Genomic DNA, 16,438 nt, shown 5'->3' with positions numbered 1-16,438 from the left:
AGCGTAAACAGACAAGTTTATTGAGGCTGGTTCACCTGCGCGGAAACGGGAGTGGGGGGAAGCGATAAACATAATGTGACAACGCCAGGCTGTTTCTTATAAACAATAAAAAAGCCGACCTTTGCAGGTCGGCTTTGGCGTATTAAGGTCGGGGTTACTGCTGCGGTTTACCCGCCGGAGCCGTCGCCTGATGGGTGGCGCTGTGGCCCCCGGCGGCACCTTTACCGGCGAAGTTAAAGGCCGGGCGAACCCAGTCGCTGTGGCGCGGCGGCTCCGGGACATAATCCGGCGCCGGGGCGCGGGTCATTGGCGCACTGGCGTGATGTCCGCTGGCGATCGGCTGCTGCGTGACTGCGGCAGGTGGTTCAACCGGAGCAACAGCAGCCTTAACATCCGGCGCCGGCTCTACCATTTCCTCAACCGGCCGATCGGCTTCAACCTGCGGCTGTTCTTCAACCTGCGGCTGTTCTTCAGCCTGTAGCAGCGGCTGAACCGCGGTTTCTGGCTGTTGTTCTGCCCCGGCCTGTGCTTCAGCGTTGGACTGGGCGATAACCTCAGACGGCTCCACGATTTCCGGCTGCGGTTCGGCGACCGGCGCAGTCGCTTCTTCCTGACGCGGTACTATCTTCGCAGGCTTACCACCAGCGGTCATCGGCGGCTCGTGCTCTTCAGCCGGAACCGCTTCTTCGACCATGCGCTCAGCGGTGGCTTCGTCGCTTTCGGCGATAAGATGCGGTGCTTCCTCTACCGGCGCAGCGATCGCTTCCGGATGTTCGGTTTTAACAATCGTCTGTTCCGGCACTACCTCCAGTACCTGCGCTTCGGCTTCACTTTGCGGATGAACCGGCGGAATAATCGGCTGATCGGAATGGGTATGCTGTTCCGGCAGCTCCTGCTCCTGGACACGGTTTACCGGGTAGTTGATCCATACCTTGCCGGAAGCCAGTTCCGGAGAAGCGCAGCCCGTGGCAATCGGCATTGGCGACTGACCTGGATAACGCTCATCGCGATAGCGGCGACGGCGCTGACCGCTAACCCGCAGATGGCGCGGCGAACGACGCGAACGACGCGGCATACCTGCGTTATTTTCGTTGCGGGAGTCGGCATTTTCCTCACCCGCTTCGCTGCGCTGCTGCGCCTGCTCTTCAGGTTTTTCAGCCACTTTCGTGGTTTCGCCTTCCACAATAGCCGGCAGCGGGATAGTCGCAACTTCGGTGCTGGCCTGAATATCATCGGCCAGTACGCTTTCGTCGGCGCCGTCGGTAATGCGCACTTTTTTGCTCAGCTGGCGCTGTTTACGGCGCGGCATGACCTGAACGCGCTCTTCAGACTTACGCTCTTCGCCAGTGGCTTCACTCTGAGGTTCAACCTGCTGCTGTGTGGCTTTGGCTTCCTGCGTGGCCTGACGCTTCTCGTCGTTGTTGCGGCGACGATTACGTTCGCGGCGTGGCTCGCGGCTTTTCTCGCCTTCGCCTGCTTCTGCGGTAGTCTGAGGCTTCTGAACGTCGGCATTTTGCTGCTGCGCCTGGCGACGATTACGGCGGTTCTCTTCACGATTTTCGCGGTTATCACGATTCTCGCGATTATCACGATTCTCGCGGGTTTCGCGATTATCACGATCGCGGTTGCCGCGTTCATTGCGTTCGCCGCGGTCGCGACGATTGTTCTGGCGGCGGTTGTTGTTACGGCGATCCTGGCGACCTTCCGGTTTCTTCGGCGCTTCCTCGGCCGGTTTCTCCGGGGCTTCCGCTTCCGGCTCGCCGGCGAAGACCTTCTTCAACGCGCCAAACAGGCGGCTGACCAGGCCTGGCGCGGCGGCGGGCGTTTTTTGCGGCTGGCTCGCCGCAGCAGGGGCCGACTCACTCGGTAGAGGTGGTACTTCCGGCATCACGAAGGCTGCCAGCGCCGGCTGTTCCGGGGTACGACGCTCCGGGAAGTCATCGGCAGATGGCATCGCCATCTCTTCTTCGTGCAGCTTAGGCAGCTTGTAGCTCAGCGTATTAGTCTCTTCGCCGCTGCGAACCCGCAGTACCGAGTAGTGCGGGGTCTGCATCTGATCGCTCGGAACGATGACGCAGCGCACGCCACCCTGGCGCTTTTCGATAGCGTTGACCGCTTCGCGCTTCTCATTGAGCAGGTAAGAGGCGATCGGCACCGGAACGATGGCGTGCACCTCTTTGGTGTTCTCCTTCAGGGCCTCTTCTTCGATCAGGCGCAGAATGGAGAGTGACAGCGATTCGTTGTCGCGGATGGTGCCGGTGCCGCTACAGCGCGGGCACACGTGGTGGCTGGATTCACCCAGCGACGGGCTAAGACGCTGACGCGACATTTCCAGCAGGCCAAAGCGGGAAATATGGCTGATCTGGATGCGAGCGCGATCCTGGCGTACGGCTTCACGCAGGCGATTTTCGACGGCGCGCTGGTGGCGTACCGGCGTCATATCGATAAAGTCGATGACGATCAGGCCGCCAAGGTCGCGCAGACGCAGCTGGCGGGCGATCTCATCGGCTGCTTCCAGATTGGTATTAAAGGCGGTCTCTTCGATATCGCCGCCGCGGGTGGCGCGTGCGGAGTTGATATCAATAGCGGTCAGCGCTTCGGTAGTGTCGATAACGATAGAGCCGCCGGAAGGCAGACGCACTTCTCGCTGGAAGGCGGACTCGATCTGGGACTCTATCTGATAATGGCTGAACAGCGGAATTTCGCCGGTATATAGCTTGATCTTGCTGCTGAAGTCGGGACGGCCCAGCGCGGCGATATGCTGACGCGCCAGTTCAAGCACTTTCGGGTTGTCGATCAGAATCTCGCCAATGTCCTGGCGCAGATAGTCGCGAAACGCACGCACGATAACGTTGCTTTCCTGGTGGATCAGGAACGGAGCAGGGCGGCTTTCAGCGGCCTTTTTAATGGCTTCCCAGTGCTTAAGGCGGAAACTTAAGTCCCACTGCAGCGCTTCGGCCGATTTGCCGACTCCTGCGGTGCGAACGATGAGTCCCATGCCGTCCGGCACTTCCAGAGACGCCAGCGCCTCTTTAAGTTCGGTACGGTCGTCGCCTTCGATACGGCGTGAAATACCGCCGGCACGCGGATTGTTAGGCATCAGCACCAGATAGCTGCCTGCCAGGCTGATAAAGGTGGTCAGCGCGGCGCCTTTGTTGCCACGCTCTTCTTTATCGATTTGCACGATCACTTCCTGACCTTCGCGCAGTACATCCTTAATGTTGGGACGACCATGTGCGGAGTAGCAGCCGGGGAAGTATTCGCGGGCGATCTCTTTGAGGGGAAGGAAGCCATGACGTTCGGCGCCATAGTCGACGAATGCCGCTTCCAGGCTGGGTTCTATGCGGGTGATTTTACCTTTGTAGATGTTCGCTTTTTTCTGTTCATGCCCCGGGCTTTCGATGTCCAGGTCGTACAGACGCTGCCCATCGACCAGGGCAACACGCAACTCTTCCTGCTGAGTTGCGTTAATTAACATTCTTTTCATCGTAACTAACTCATTATTCTTGCATTGGCGACAGAGCTGTGGGCATGGGACGACTCGCCGGATAAGAACCGATGGCCTCGTGACTGGTTAGCGTCGTCGTCAACCTCCCGGTTGTCGAGTGCTATGAGGCGCAAAGTATCGGTAGCCTGCTTTTCAACCGGAAAAGCAGCGCAATTAGTCCTGGGAACAGCCTGGATTTGTTTCGCCAGAGAAGATTCCATATACCGGTAAGGTCTGCAACCCGCAGCCCGTAACTGTCTGAAAGTTCATAACGTCTTACGCCATTGCTGCGTGGATGAACGCTCAGACAAAATGGGTAATTCCGCAAAACTTCTTGTTATAACAAAGTATCAGAGCGGAAAACTGCGACATTATTCCACTGCTAACCGCGTTATAGCAAGATGACTTTTGCCTTTTATCACCGGCTTTCTCACAGTTTTTTAACCGGGCCATTTTGGTTGCTGTAATAACATACAAAAACGGCGGTTTCGCTGTTAAAAGCGGGCTTGATGATAAGTATAGGCTGATAAAAATGAGTGGCGCGAATCGCGGCGGCTCAATTAGAATCGCCGACCATGAAAACAGAGACGCCATCCGTAAAAATAGTTGCTATTTCCGCCGATGAGGCGGGGCAGCGTATCGACAACTTTTTGCGCACCCAGCTCAAGGGGGTGCCGAAGAGCATGATCTACCGCATACTGCGTAAAGGCGAGGTGCGGGTAAATAAGAAACGTATCAAGCCGGAATATAAGCTGGCGGCGGGGGACGAAGTTCGCATCCCTCCGGTACGCGTGGCTGAACGCGAAGAGACGGCACTGTCGCCGCATCTGGATAAAGTTGCCGCGCTTAACGACGCTATCATTTATGAAGATGAGTATATTCTGGTGCTGAATAAGCCATCGGGAACTGCGGTACACGGCGGCAGCGGTTTGAGTTTTGGGGTGATCGAGGGACTGCGAGCGCTGCGTCCTGAAGCCCGTTTCCTGGAGCTGGTACATCGGCTGGACAGGGATACTTCTGGCGTTTTGCTGGTGGCCAAGAAGCGTTCTGCGCTGCGTTCACTGCATGAGCAGCTGCGCGAAAAGGGGATGCAGAAGGATTATCTGGCGCTGGTACGTGGCCACTGGCAGTCTCACGTGAAGGCAGTGCGGGCACCGTTGCTGAAAAATATTTTGCAAAGTGGTGAGCGTATCGTGCGCGTAAGCCAGGAAGGCAAACCTTCGGAGACCCGCTTTAAGGTGGAGGAACGCTACGCTTTTGCAACCCTGGTGCGTTGCAGTCCGATAACCGGACGTACTCACCAGATTCGCGTGCATACCTTACATGCGGGTCATCCTATCGCCTTCGACGATCGCTACGGCGATCGCGACTTTGACAGGCAGCTAGCCGACACGGGGCTGAATCGCCTGTTCCTGCACGCCGCGGCGCTGCGCTTTACCCATCCGAAAAGCGGCGAAGTGATACGGGTAGAGGCGCCAATGGATGAACAACTCCGACATTGCCTGAAGGTGCTGCGGCGCGGCGCCTGACGAAACAGGGGTTATCCCAGCGGGTTGACCCCTTCATTGATTAACATTCGACACAGCGCGATCAGCGGCAATCCCACCAGCGTGTTGGGATCCCTGCCGTCCAGCTTATCAAAAAGCGCAATCCCCAGCCCTTCGCTTTTAAAACTGCCGGCACAGTTAAGCGGCTGCTCGCGTTCCACATAGCGCTGAATTTCCGCTTCCGTCAGATGACGAAAGTGCACGTCGAAAGGCTCGCACTCACTTTGTAACTGGCCGTTAGCGCTGTTATAGAGTGCCAGACCGGTATAGAAAGTCACAATATGGCCGCTGGCCTGCTTCAACTGCGCCACGGCTCGTTCGGTGGTATGGGGCTTACCAGCGATACGACCTTCAAGTTCGCATACCTGGTCAGAGCCGATAATCAGATGCTCAGGGTAGCGTTGCGCCAGCGCCTGGGCTTTGGCCTGCGCCAGACGGGTCACCAGGTGACGGGCCGATTCGCCAGGCTTTGGCTTTTCATCGACCTCGGGGGCCGCGCAGATAAAAGGAATCTCCAGTTTTTCCAGCAGCATTCGGCGAAACGGGGAGGTGGAGGCAAGTACGACGGATGACATTTTTTTACCGTTTTAAATAGCGAACAGATAGCCTTCATTTTAAACTCAGGAGCCGCGCTTGCGCGAATTAATAGCAAAAGGAACAGTCGCTCCGCCTTTTCCTTTGACTCCGTGACGTTACAAAGTTAATATGCGCGCCCTATGCAAAAGGTAAAATTACCCCTGACTCTGGATCCGGTTCGTACCGCTCAGAAACGCCTCGACTATATTGGCATCTACATGCCTGAACAGGTGGAGCGCGTGGCCGAATCCGTCGTCAGTGTGGACAGTGATGTTGAATGCGCGATGTCGTTTGCCATCGACAGCCAGCGTCTTGCCGTAATCACCGGCCATGCCGATGTGACGGTAACGCTAAGCTGCCAGCGCTGCGGCCAGCCGTTTACGCATCAGGTTCACGCGACCTGGTGTTTCAGCCCGGTTGTTAACGACGAACAGGCCGAAGCACTGCCGGAAGCGTACGATCCGATTGAGGTTAACGAATTCGGTGAAATCGATCTGCGGGCAATGGTAGAAGATGAAATCATCCTCTCCCTGCCGGTGGTTCCGGTGCATGATTCTGAACACTGTGAAGTGTCCGAGGCGGACATGGTCTTTGGTGAACTGCCTGATGAGGCGCAAAAGCCAAACCCATTTGCCGTATTAGCCAGTTTAAAGCGTAAGTAATTGAGGAGTAAGGTCCATGGCCGTACAACAGAATAAACCAACCCGTTCCAAGCGTGGCATGCGTCGTTCTCACGATGCGCTGACCACCGCCACCGTGTCTGTCGATAAGACTTCTGGTGAAACTCACCTGCGTCACCATGTTACTGCCGACGGTTTCTACCGCGGCCGCAAGGTTATCGCTAAGTAATCCGGCGATATCTTGACCGATCTAACGCTGGCGTTAGATGCCATGGGCGGGGATTATGGCCCCGCTGTTACAGTGCCTGCAGCCCTGCAGGCACTGAGTACTAATACCCAACTGCACCTTTTGCTTGTCGGCTGTCCCGACGCTATCACACCATTACTTGCCAGAGCCGATTTTGAGCAACGCTCGCGCCTGCATATTATTGCGGCGGAATCGGTTGTGGCCAGTGATGCACGCCCTTCGCAGGCGATTCGCAACAGTCGTGGAACCTCTATGCGAGTGGCGCTGGAGCTGGTTAAAGAGGGCAGGGCGCAGGCCTGCGTCAGTGCCGGGAATACCGGCGCGCTGATGGGGCTGGCTAAATTATTGCTTAAGCCGCTGGAGGGGATCGAGCGGCCAGCGCTGATGTCGGTGCTGCCGAATCAGCGTAAAGGGAAAACGGTGGTGCTGGATTTGGGCGCGAATGTCGCCTGCGATAGCACCATGCTGGTACAGTTCGCCATTATGGGTTCCGTTATGGCTGAAGAGGTGCTGGGAATTCCCGAGCCCAGGGTCGCATTGCTCAATATTGGCGAAGAAGAGACCAAGGGGCTTGATAGCATTCGTGATGCGGCGACGCTGTTAAAAACTCTGCCCGGACTGAACTATATTGGCTATCTTGAAGCTAACGAGCTGCTGACGGGAAAGACTGACGTATTGGTCTGTGACGGCTTTGTCGGAAACGTTACGCTCAAGACGATGGAAGGTGTTGTCAGAATGTTTCTCTCTTTGCTGAAATCGCAGGAAGAGAAAAAGGGGCGGTCGTGGTGGCTGCGTTTGCTTAAGCATTGGTTACAAAAGAAGCTGGCAAGGCGATTCAGTCACCTCAACCCCGACCAGTATAATGGCGCCTGTCTGTTAGGATTGCGCGGCACCGTGATTAAGAGTCACGGTGCGGCCAATCAGCGAGCGTTTGAGGTCGCGATTGAACAGGCAGTGCAGGCGGTGCAGCGGCAGGTTCCCCAGCGAATCGCCGCTTGCCTGGAATCTGTATTACCCGAGAGTGACTGAGCGTACATGTATACAAAGATTATAGGCACCGGCAGCTACCTGCCCGGTCAGGTGCGTACTAACGCCGATCTGGAAAAAATGGTGGAGACTTCCGACGAGTGGATTGTCACCCGTACGGGTATTCGTGAGCGTCATATCGCTGCCCCTGAAGAGACGGTAGCGACTATGGGCCACCAGGCCGCGCTGCGCGCCCTTGAGATGGCCGGCGTTAACAAAGAAGAGATCGACCTGATTATTGTCGCCACCACCTCTTCCACGCACGCATTTCCCAGCGCGGCCTGTCAGATTCAGGCGATGCTGGAGATCAAAGGCTGCCCGGCTTTCGATGTGGCTGCGGCCTGCGCGGGCTTCACCTATGCGTTGAGCATTGCCGATCAGTATGTGAAAAACGGCGCAGCGAAACGTGCGCTGGTAATTGGTTCGGATGTGCTGGCGCGTACCTGCGATCCTGCCGATCGCGGCACCATTATCATTTTCGGCGACGGTGCGGGCGCTGTGGTGCTCGGCGCGTCCGAAGAGCCAGGTATCATCTCTACCCATTTGCACGCCGACGGCAGCTATGGCTCGCTACTGACCCTGCCTAACGCCGATCGCGTAAATCCGGAAAATCCGATTTATCTCACTATGGCGGGCAACGAAGTCTTTAAAGTCGCCGTGACCGAGCTGGCCCATATCGTCGATGAAACGCTGAAAGCCAATAATCTGGATCGCAGCGATCTCGACTGGCTGGTTCCGCACCAGGCGAACCTGCGCATTATCGGCGCTACCGCCAAAAAGCTGGGTATGTCGATGGATAATGTAGTGGTTACGCTCGACAGACACGGCAATACCTCTGCGGCATCTGTACCAGCGGCGCTGGATGAAGCCGTGCGCGACGGGCGAATCAAACCCGGTCAATTGCTGCTGCTTGAAGCGTTCGGCGGCGGTTTTACCTGGGGCTCGGCGCTGGTTCGTTTTTGATTAATAAGGATTAAAAACATGACGCAATTTGCATTTGTCTTTCCGGGGCAGGGGTCTCAGGCAGTCGGCATGCTGTCTGCCATGGCCGCTGAGCATCCGGTGATTGAAGAGACGTTTCGTGAAGCCTCCGATGCTCTGGGCTACGATCTCTGGAAACTGACTCAGGAAGGGCCGGCACAAGAGCTGAACAAAACCTGGCAAACCCAGCCGGCGCTGCTGACCGCTTCTGTGGCGCTGTGGCGCGTCTGGCAGCAGCAGGGCGGTAAAACGCCTGCGCTGATGGCGGGGCACAGTCTGGGCGAATACTCCGCGCTGGTCTGTGCGGGCGTCATTGCTTTCGCAGACGCGGTGCGCCTGGTGGAGCTGCGCGGTAAGCTGATGCAGGAAGCCGTACCGGAAGGGACCGGCGCAATGGCGGCGATCATCGGTCTGGACGATGACGCTATTGCCAAAGCCTGCGAAGAATCTGCCCAGGGGCAGGTGGTTTCGCCGGTTAACTACAATTCTCCAGGCCAGGTGGTGATCGCCGGTCATAAAGAGGCCGTAGAGCGTGCGGGCGAGGCCTGTAAAGCGTCGGGCGCCAAACGCGCGCTGCCGTTGCCGGTAAGCGTGCCTTCTCACTGTGCGTTGATGAAGCCCGCAGCGGAAAAACTGGCTCAGGAGTTGACGAAGATCGAATTCAACGCGCCTGCCATTCCGGTCGTCAACAACGTGGATGTGAAGTGCGAAACTACGCCCGATGCGATTCGCGATGCGCTGGTGCGCCAGCTCTACAGCCCGGTTCAGTGGACAAAGAGCGTGGAGTTTATGGCGGCGCAGGGCGTATGCCAGCTATACGAAGTGGGGCCGGGCAAAGTTCTGACCGGTCTGACCAAACGGATTGTTGATACCCTGACCGCATCGGCCATTAATGAGCCGCAAGCGCTGTCAGCGGCGTTAGCACAGTAAAACGAGGACAACCATGAGTTTTGAAGGAAAAATCGCCCTGGTGACCGGCGCAAGCCGCGGTATTGGCCGCGCCATTGCTGAAACGCTGGCGGCTCGCGGCGCGACCGTGATCGGTACCGCCACCAGTGAAAGCGGCGCTCAGGCTATCAGCGATTATCTTGGCGAGCGCGGCAAGGGGATGATGCTGAATGTGACCGATGCTGCATCTGTGGAATCTGTTCTGGAAAATATTCGTTCCGGGTTTGGCGAAGTGGATATTCTGGTGAATAATGCCGGTATTACTCGTGATAACCTGCTGATGCGTATGAAAGATGATGAATGGAACGATATTATCGAAACCAATCTGTCATCTGTTTTCCGTCTGTCAAAAGCGGTAATGCGCGCTATGATGAAAAAGCGTCATGGTCGTATTATCACTGTCGGTTCTGTGGTTGGTACCATGGGAAATGCTGGTCAGGCTAACTACGCTGCGGCGAAGGCCGGGCTGATTGGCTTCAGTAAATCGCTGGCGCGTGAAGTTGCGTCGCGCGGTATTACTGTCAATGTTGTTGCTCCGGGTTTTATTGAAACGGACATGACTCGTGCGCTGTCTGACGATCAGCGTGCTGGCACTCTGGCGCAGGTTCCGGCGGGGCGCTTAGGCTCTCCAAACGAAATCGCCAGCGCGGTTGCATTTTTAGCCTCTGACGAGGCGGGGTACATCACTGGTGAGACCCTGCACGTCAACGGCGGAATGTATATGGTTTAATCGACGATATTTTTATTTGCATTATGCGGGCGAAAGCACGCAAAATAGCGTAAAATCGTGGTTCGACCAGCCGGGATTTAGTTGCAACTTTTTCAACATTTTATACACTACGAAAACCATCGCGAAAGCGAGTTTTGATAGGAAATTTAAGAGTATGAGCACTATCGAAGAACGCGTTAAGAAAATCATTGGCGAACAGCTGGGCGTTAAGCAGGAAGAAGTGACTAACAATGCTTCCTTCGTTGAAGATCTGGGCGCTGATTCTCTTGACACCGTTGAGCTGGTAATGGCTCTGGAAGAAGAGTTTGACACTGAGATTCCGGACGAAGAAGCTGAGAAGATCACCACCGTTCAGGCAGCCATTGATTACATCAACGGCCACCAGGCGTAAGTGAACATCTCCAGGCGGTCGCTCGACCGCCTGAGTTTTTTCTGTATTTGTCCCACTCGTGTCAATAATTCCCTCCCTGGAGGACAAGCGTGTCTAAGCGTCGTGTAGTTGTGACCGGACTGGGCATGTTGTCTCCTGTCGGCAATACCGTAGAGTCAAACTGGACAACTCTGCTTGCCGGCCAGAGCGGCATCGGCCCCATCGACCATTTTGATACTAGCGCCTATGCAACCCAATTTGCTGGCTTAGTAAAGGACTTTAACTGTGAAGAATTCATCTCGCGCAAAGATCAGCGCAAGATGGATGGCTTCATTCAATATGGAATTGTCGCCGGCGTTCAGGCTATGCAAGACGCTGGCCTCGACGTGACCGATGAGAACGCACCGCGTTTTGGTGCCGCCATCGGTTCGGGTATCGGCGGCTTAGGCCTGATTGAAGAGAACCACACCGCGCTGATGAAAGGCGGCCCGCGTAAGATCAGTCCGTTCTTCGTGCCTTCCACCATTGTTAACATGGTGGCCGGACACCTGAGCATCATGTTTGGCCTGCGCGGCCCGAGCATTTCTATTGCTACAGCCTGTACTTCCGGCGTACATAACATCGGCCATGCGGCGCGTATCATCGCTTACGGCGATGCCGACGTCATGCTGGCAGGTGGCGCGGAGAAAGGCAGTACTCAGCTTGGCGTTGGTGGCTTCGGCGCTGCGCGCGCACTCTCCACCCGTAACGATAATCCTCAGGCGGCGAGCCGTCCGTGGGATAAAGATCGCGATGGTTTCGTTCTGGGTGACGGCGCCGGTATTCTGGTGCTGGAAGAGTATGAGCACGCGAAGCGTCGCGGTGCGAAGATCTACTGTGAGCTGGTTGGCTTCGGTATGAGTAGCGATGCTTACCATATGACGTCGCCGCCGGAAAACGGCGCTGGCGCCGCGCAGGCGATGCAGAACGCGCTGCGTGATGCAGGTATCACCCCGCAGCAGATCGGCTATGTTAACGCGCACGGCACCTCCACGCCGGCGGGTGACCTGGCGGAAGCGCAGGCGGTAAAATCGGTATTCGGCGCGGCAGCGAAGCAGGTCATGGTCAGTTCTACCAAATCGATGACCGGCCATCTGTTGGGCGCGGCGGGCGCGGTAGAGTCTATCTACTCCATTCTTGCCCTGCGCGACCAGGTGGTGCCGCCGACCATCAACCTCGACAATCCGGACGAGGGCTGCGATCTGGACTTTGTGCCTCACGAGGCGCGCCAGGTTTCCGGCCTTGAGTACACCCTGTGTAACTCGTTCGGCTTTGGTGGTACTAACGGCTCTCTAATCTTTAAAAAGATCTGATCCCGCAGAGCCCCTGAATGCCAGTTCAGGGGCTTTTTTGCCAAAGGCCTGTGCGCTGTACCGGCTCTTTCTCTGAGTTCCCCGCTTGTCCGATTTCCCTTACCCTGAGACACTGTGCGCCTCAAGCGTAAAGGAGCACCTATGTGGCTGATTAATGGCGAATGGCAGACGCAGATTGCGGCAGGCGACAGAGCGACCCAGTTCGGCGATGGCTGCTTCACCACCGCGCGCGTTGTGGATGGGGAAGTGCGTTTTATCGACGACCATCTGAATCGCCTGGCGCAAGGCTGCGAGCGGCTGGGGATTTCCGTGCCCCGGGAAGAGGTATTGGCCCGGGAGATGCGCACGCTGGCGACGGGGCAGGCGCGAGCCACGCTTAAAGTCATGATAACCCGGGGTGAGGGCGGCAGGGGCTACAGTGTCGTCGGCTGTGAGCGCCCGTCGCGTTTGCTGCATCTGGCGCCCTGGCCCGCTCACTATGACCGGTGGCGCCAGCGTGGAATTCGCCTGGTTATGAGTCCGGTGCCGCTGGGCTGTAATCCCTGGCTGGCCGGAATCAAGCATCTTAACCGCCTGGAGCAGGTACTGATTCGCACGCATCTTGAACAGACGACGGCCGATGAGGCCCTGGTGCTTGACAGTGAAGGGTGGCTTACGGAATGCTGTGCGGCTAATTTGTTCTGGCGCAAAGGGGAGCAGGTCTTTACGCCGGTGCTGGATCGTGCAGGAGTGAACGGGACGATGCGACAGCGAATCATACGATTGCTGGAGGCGTCGCCATGGCGCCTTCACGAAGTACGTGAACGACCAGAAACGCTGGCCAATGCAGACGAAGTGCTGGTCTGTAACGCGCTGATGCCGGTACTGCCGGTGCGGCAGGCCGAACAGTGGCGCTACAGTTCCCGCGAGCTGTATCAGTTTTTACGACCGGGATGTGAGTAATCGGTAATTTATGAAAAAGATGTTGCGCTTTATTTTGCTGTTGGCCGTGGCGCTGGGGATTGCGGCGGGGGTGGGGCTGTGGAAGGTTCGGCAACTGGCGCATGCGTCGCTGAATCTGACCGAAGATAAAATTTTCACGCTCAGGGCCGGAACTGGCCGTATCGCACTGGGTAATCAACTCTATGAAGAGAAGCTGATTACCCGTCCCCGGGTATTCCAGTGGTTGCTGCGGGTGAAGCCTGAATTGTCACACTTCAAGGCAGGCACCTATCGTCTGACGCCGAAGATGACGGTTGCCGATATGCTGCGTCTGCTGGTAAGCGGTAAAGAAGCGCAATTCCCACTGCGCTTTGTTGAGGGTTCCCGGGTCAGCTCCCTGCTGAAGCAGTTGCGAGAATCCCCCTATATTAAACACACCCTGAAGGATGACGATTACGCCACCCTGGCACAGGCGCTGAAGCTGGATCATCCGCAATGGGTCGAAGGCTGGTTCTATCCTGACACCTGGCTTTATACCGCGGGGACCACGGATGTGGCGCTGCTCAAACGCGCCCATCAGAGAATGGTCGCCGCCGTTGATCTTGCCTGGAAGGAGCGCAAGGAGGGGCTGCCATATAAGGATAAGAATCAACTGGTCACTATGGCCTCGATTATCGAAAAAGAGACGGCAGTTGCGAGCGAACGCGCTCGGATCGCCTCGGTCTTTATTAACCGTCTGCGTATCGGTATGCGCCTGCAGACCGATCCCACCGTGATTTACGGTATGGGGGAGCGTTATAATGGCAAGCTGACGCGTAGCGATCTGGAGCGGCCCACGCCCTATAATACTTACGTGATTAGCGGGCTGCCGCCGGGCCCTATCGCGTTGCCGGGCGAAGCGTCGCTGAAAGCGGCGGCGCAGCCGGCCAGGACATCGTATCTCTATTTCGTGGCCGACGGTAAAGGCGGTCACACCTTTAATACCAATCTACGCGACCACAACAAGTCGGTGCGCGACTATCTGAATGTACTCAGGGACAAAGATGGCCAGTAAATTTATCGTGATTGAGGGGCTGGAAGGCGCCGGTAAAACGACCGCCCGCGACCAGGTGGTCGAGACGCTACGCGGCCAGGGCATCGACGATATAGTGTTTACCCGTGAGCCAGGTGGAACCCCGCTGGCCGAGAAACTGCGTGCGCTGACGCTGGATTGTCAGTCCTCGGGCGATGAAGCGATCACCGATAAAGCCGAAGTGCTGATGTTCTACGCCGCCCGGGTTCAACTGGTGGAAACCGTGATTAAACCGGCGCTGGCACGCGGCGCCTGGGTGGTCGGAGACCGTCACGATCTTTCGACCCAGGCTTATCAGGGGGGGGGACGCGGCATTGATGCCGGGTTGCTTAAAACCCTGCGCGATACGGTGCTGGGGAATTTCGCGCCAGATCTGACGCTTTATCTGGACGTTACGCCGGAGGTCGGGTTACAGCGCGCCCGGGCGCGCGGCGAACTGGATCGCATTGAGCAGGAGTCGCTGGATTTCTTTAATCGCGCCCGCGCCCGCTATCTGGAGCTGGCGCAATCTGACTCGCGTATCGTCATTATCGACGCCACCCGGCCGCTGGGGCAGGTTACCCGACAGATTTGTGACGTTGTCACGAAGTGGCTGAAGGAGCAGCAATAATGCGCTGGTACCCCTGGCTTCGCCCTCACTTCGATCGTCTGGTCGCTCGTTACCAGGCGGGAAAAGGGCACCCTGCGTTGCTGCTGCACGCGCTGCCGGGGATGGGTGACGACGCCCTGAGTTACGCCCTGAGCCGCTGGCTGATGTGCCAGCATCCCGAAGGAAATAAAAGCTGCGGCCACTGTCACGGCTGTCAGCTGATGCAGGCGGGAACCCATCCCGACTATCGGGTGCTGGAGCCAGAGAAGGGCAAGAGCTCGCTGGGCATCGAACCGGTGCGCGCGCTGTGCGAAAAACTGTACGATCGCGCCAGGATGGGCGGTGCCAGAGTGGTCTGGATGCCGAACCTCGATGCCCTGACCGAAGCGGCGGCCAATGCGCTGCTGAAAACTCTGGAAGAGCCGCCGGAAAACTGCTGGTTTCTGATGAGCTGTCGGGAGCCGGAGCGGCTGCCAGCCACACTACGCAGCCGCTGTCTGTACTGGCATCTCGCCCCTCCGGACGAAAACCTTGCCATCGCCTGGCTGGGGCGGGAGCACCCGGCGCCGGAAGAGGTGCTGCGGGCGGCGTTTCGACTGAGTGCGGGCGCCCCCGGTGCCGCGCTGACGCTGTTGAGCTCCGAACAGTGGAAAGATCGGGAAGCGCTGTGCGGCGCTCTTGACGACGTTCTGCGCAGTGGTGCCTGGCTCGATCTTATTGGCGCACTGAATCATGAAAGTGTGGTTATCCGGCTGCACTGGCTGAGCGCGCTGCTGCTGGACGCCGTGAAATGGCATCAGGGAATAACCCAGGCGCTGGTCAATGGCGATCAGCTTACGAGAGTGGCAGCCATTGCGGCCGCGGTGCCGGCCGCCCGCTTACAGTCGATGCTCTGGACGCTGTTCCGCGCCCGCGAGCAGTTGATTACCGTTACCGGCGTGAACCGCGAATTAATTCTTACCGGGCTGCTGCTGGGCTGGGAGCATGTGATGCAACCCGGCACCTCGCTGCCTGTACCACACCTCTGAGAGAGACATTATGTTTTTAGTCGACTCACACTGCCATCTCGATGGCCTGGATTATCAGACCCTGCATAAGGACGTAGACGACGTGCTGGCTAAGGCCCGGGCGCGCGACGTTAAATTTTGCCTGGCGGTCGCCACGACGCTGCCCGGTTACCGGGCGATGCGCGAACTGATAGGCGATCGTGACGATGTGGCTTTTTCCTGCGGGGTGCATCCGCTCAATCAGGATGAAAGCTACGAAGTGGAAGAGCTACTTAGTCTGGCGGCGGAGCCGGGCGTAGTGGCGATGGGCGAGACTGGGCTTGACTACTACTACACGCCGGAGACCAAAGCGCGTCAGCAGCACTCTTTTCGCAATCATATTCAGGTGGGGCGCGAGCTGAAAAAACCGGTTATCGTCCATACCCGCGATGCCCGGGCGGACACCCTGGCGATACTTCGCGAAGAGAAAGTGACAGACTGCGGTGGGGTACTACACTGTTTCACTGAGGATCGGGAGACAGCGGGCAAACTTCTGGATCTGGGCTTCTATATTTCCTTCTCCGGTATTGTGACTTTTCGCAATGCGGAGTCGTTGCGCGATGCCGCCCGCTACGTGCCGTTGGACAGGCTGCTGGTGGAAACCGACTCGCCGTATCTGGCGCCGGTGCCGCACCGGGGCAAAGAGAACCAGCCGGCGCTGGTACGCGATGTCGCGGAGTATATGGCCGTCCTGAAGGGGCTCTCCGTGGAGGAGCTGGCAGCCGTCACCACGCAAAACTTTGCAAACCTTTTTCCTGTGGAGCCTGCCCGACTTAACCTTCCCTGAATGCGAGTTATTTTAAGGCTCGTAATTAATCAGTAAAAAGCGTAAAGTGCACCGCCATAAACGGCGGTGTCATGCTGTTATGACCCGCTTATGCAGCATTTTTCGCTAAATAACTTCAGGATTCCCTGTAGGTTTTTGC

Annotated in this window: 16 protein-coding genes; 14 read left to right on the top strand and 2 right to left on the bottom strand. The window is 57.3% G+C overall.

The window, feature by feature from the left end; all coding sequences use genetic code 11:
* Nucleotides 1-154: 154 nt before the first annotated feature.
* Nucleotides 155-3,487, bottom strand: a complete 3,333-nt coding sequence (gene rne, locus V3W49_RS08440; protein ID WP_500144902.1) for a ribonuclease E — start codon at nucleotides 3,485-3,487, stop codon at nucleotides 155-157.
* 575 nt (nucleotides 3,488-4,062) lie between these two features.
* Here rne and rluC point away from each other — a divergent pair.
* Nucleotides 4,063-5,016 (top strand): 23S rRNA pseudouridine(955/2504/2580) synthase RluC, encoded by a 954-nt coding sequence (rluC, locus tag V3W49_RS08435; RefSeq protein ID WP_500144901.1) that lies wholly within the window; start codon nucleotides 4,063-4,065, stop codon nucleotides 5,014-5,016.
* Nucleotides 5,017-5,027: 11 nt separating this feature from the next.
* Here rluC and V3W49_RS08430 read toward each other — a convergent pair whose 3' ends face one another.
* Entirely contained in the window at nucleotides 5,028-5,609 is a 582-nt protein-coding gene (locus V3W49_RS08430; RefSeq protein ID WP_500144900.1) for a Maf family protein, read from the bottom strand.
* Nucleotides 5,610-5,750: 141 nt separating this feature from the next.
* On the opposite strand from V3W49_RS08430, the gene yceD reads away from it, so the two are divergent.
* The 13 genes from yceD (at nucleotide 5,751) to V3W49_RS08365 (ending at nucleotide 16,299) form a co-directional block, all read left to right on the top strand.
* Nucleotides 5,751-6,272 carry a 23S rRNA accumulation protein YceD gene (gene yceD, locus V3W49_RS08425; RefSeq protein ID WP_500144899.1) on the top strand — a complete coding sequence of 174 codons (522 nt, stop codon included), beginning with the start codon at nucleotides 5,751-5,753 and terminating at the stop codon, nucleotides 6,270-6,272.
* A 16-nt stretch (nucleotides 6,273-6,288) separates the two neighbouring features.
* A complete protein-coding gene (rpmF, locus tag V3W49_RS08420) occupies nucleotides 6,289-6,459 on the top strand; it encodes a 50S ribosomal protein L32 (protein ID WP_138097039.1) in 171 nt (56 codons plus the stop codon).
* 12 nt (nucleotides 6,460-6,471) lie between these two features.
* Nucleotides 6,472-7,506 (top strand): phosphate acyltransferase PlsX, encoded by a 1,035-nt coding sequence (gene plsX / locus V3W49_RS08415; RefSeq protein WP_500144898.1) that lies wholly within the window; start codon nucleotides 6,472-6,474, stop codon nucleotides 7,504-7,506.
* 6 nt (nucleotides 7,507-7,512) lie between these two features.
* Complete coding sequence (locus tag V3W49_RS08410; protein WP_500144897.1) at nucleotides 7,513-8,466, top strand: beta-ketoacyl-ACP synthase III; 954 nt, start codon at nucleotides 7,513-7,515, stop codon at nucleotides 8,464-8,466.
* An 18-nt stretch (nucleotides 8,467-8,484) separates the two neighbouring features.
* A complete protein-coding gene (gene fabD / locus V3W49_RS08405; protein WP_500144896.1) occupies nucleotides 8,485-9,414 on the top strand; it encodes an ACP S-malonyltransferase in 930 nt (309 codons plus the stop codon).
* 13 nt (nucleotides 9,415-9,427) lie between these two features.
* On the top strand, nucleotides 9,428-10,162 hold the full coding sequence (gene fabG, locus V3W49_RS08400; protein WP_500144895.1) for a 3-oxoacyl-ACP reductase FabG: 735 nt from the start codon (nucleotides 9,428-9,430) through the stop codon (nucleotides 10,160-10,162).
* Nucleotides 10,163-10,316: 154 nt separating this feature from the next.
* Nucleotides 10,317-10,553, top strand: a complete 237-nt coding sequence (gene acpP / locus V3W49_RS08395; protein ID WP_000103754.1) for an acyl carrier protein — start codon at nucleotides 10,317-10,319, stop codon at nucleotides 10,551-10,553.
* 89 nt (nucleotides 10,554-10,642) lie between these two features.
* The gene (fabF, locus tag V3W49_RS08390) at nucleotides 10,643-11,884 is read left to right on the top strand and encodes a beta-ketoacyl-ACP synthase II (protein WP_500144894.1); all 1,242 of its coding nucleotides are present in this window, start codon (nucleotides 10,643-10,645) and stop codon (nucleotides 11,882-11,884) included.
* Nucleotides 11,885-12,025: 141 nt separating this feature from the next.
* On the top strand, nucleotides 12,026-12,826 hold the full coding sequence (gene pabC, locus V3W49_RS08385; RefSeq protein ID WP_500144893.1) for an aminodeoxychorismate lyase: 801 nt from the start codon (nucleotides 12,026-12,028) through the stop codon (nucleotides 12,824-12,826).
* A gap of 10 nt (nucleotides 12,827-12,836) precedes the next feature.
* The gene (yceG, locus tag V3W49_RS08380) at nucleotides 12,837-13,859 is read left to right on the top strand and encodes a cell division protein YceG (RefSeq protein WP_500144892.1); all 1,023 of its coding nucleotides are present in this window, start codon (nucleotides 12,837-12,839) and stop codon (nucleotides 13,857-13,859) included.
* Nucleotides 13,849-14,487, top strand: coding sequence for a dTMP kinase (tmk, locus tag V3W49_RS08375; protein ID WP_500144891.1), 639 nt, complete (start codon nucleotides 13,849-13,851; stop codon nucleotides 14,485-14,487). The genes yceG and tmk overlap by 11 nt, the downstream gene beginning before the upstream one ends.
* On the top strand, nucleotides 14,487-15,494 hold the full coding sequence (holB, locus tag V3W49_RS08370) for a DNA polymerase III subunit delta' (RefSeq protein ID WP_500144890.1): 1,008 nt from the start codon (nucleotides 14,487-14,489) through the stop codon (nucleotides 15,492-15,494). Before tmk ends, holB begins: the two co-directional genes overlap by 1 nt.
* Before the next feature lie 10 nt (nucleotides 15,495-15,504).
* Entirely contained in the window at nucleotides 15,505-16,299 is a 795-nt protein-coding gene (locus V3W49_RS08365; RefSeq protein WP_500144889.1) for a metal-dependent hydrolase, read from the top strand.
* Nucleotides 16,300-16,438: the final 139 nt, after the last annotated feature.

Source organism: Rosenbergiella sp. YN46 (assembly GCF_036620675.1).
GTDB lineage: Bacteria > Pseudomonadota > Gammaproteobacteria > Enterobacterales > Enterobacteriaceae > Jejubacter.
Note: the sequence above shows the minus strand (reverse complement) of the source record. Positions and strands in the feature narration are given on the sequence as shown.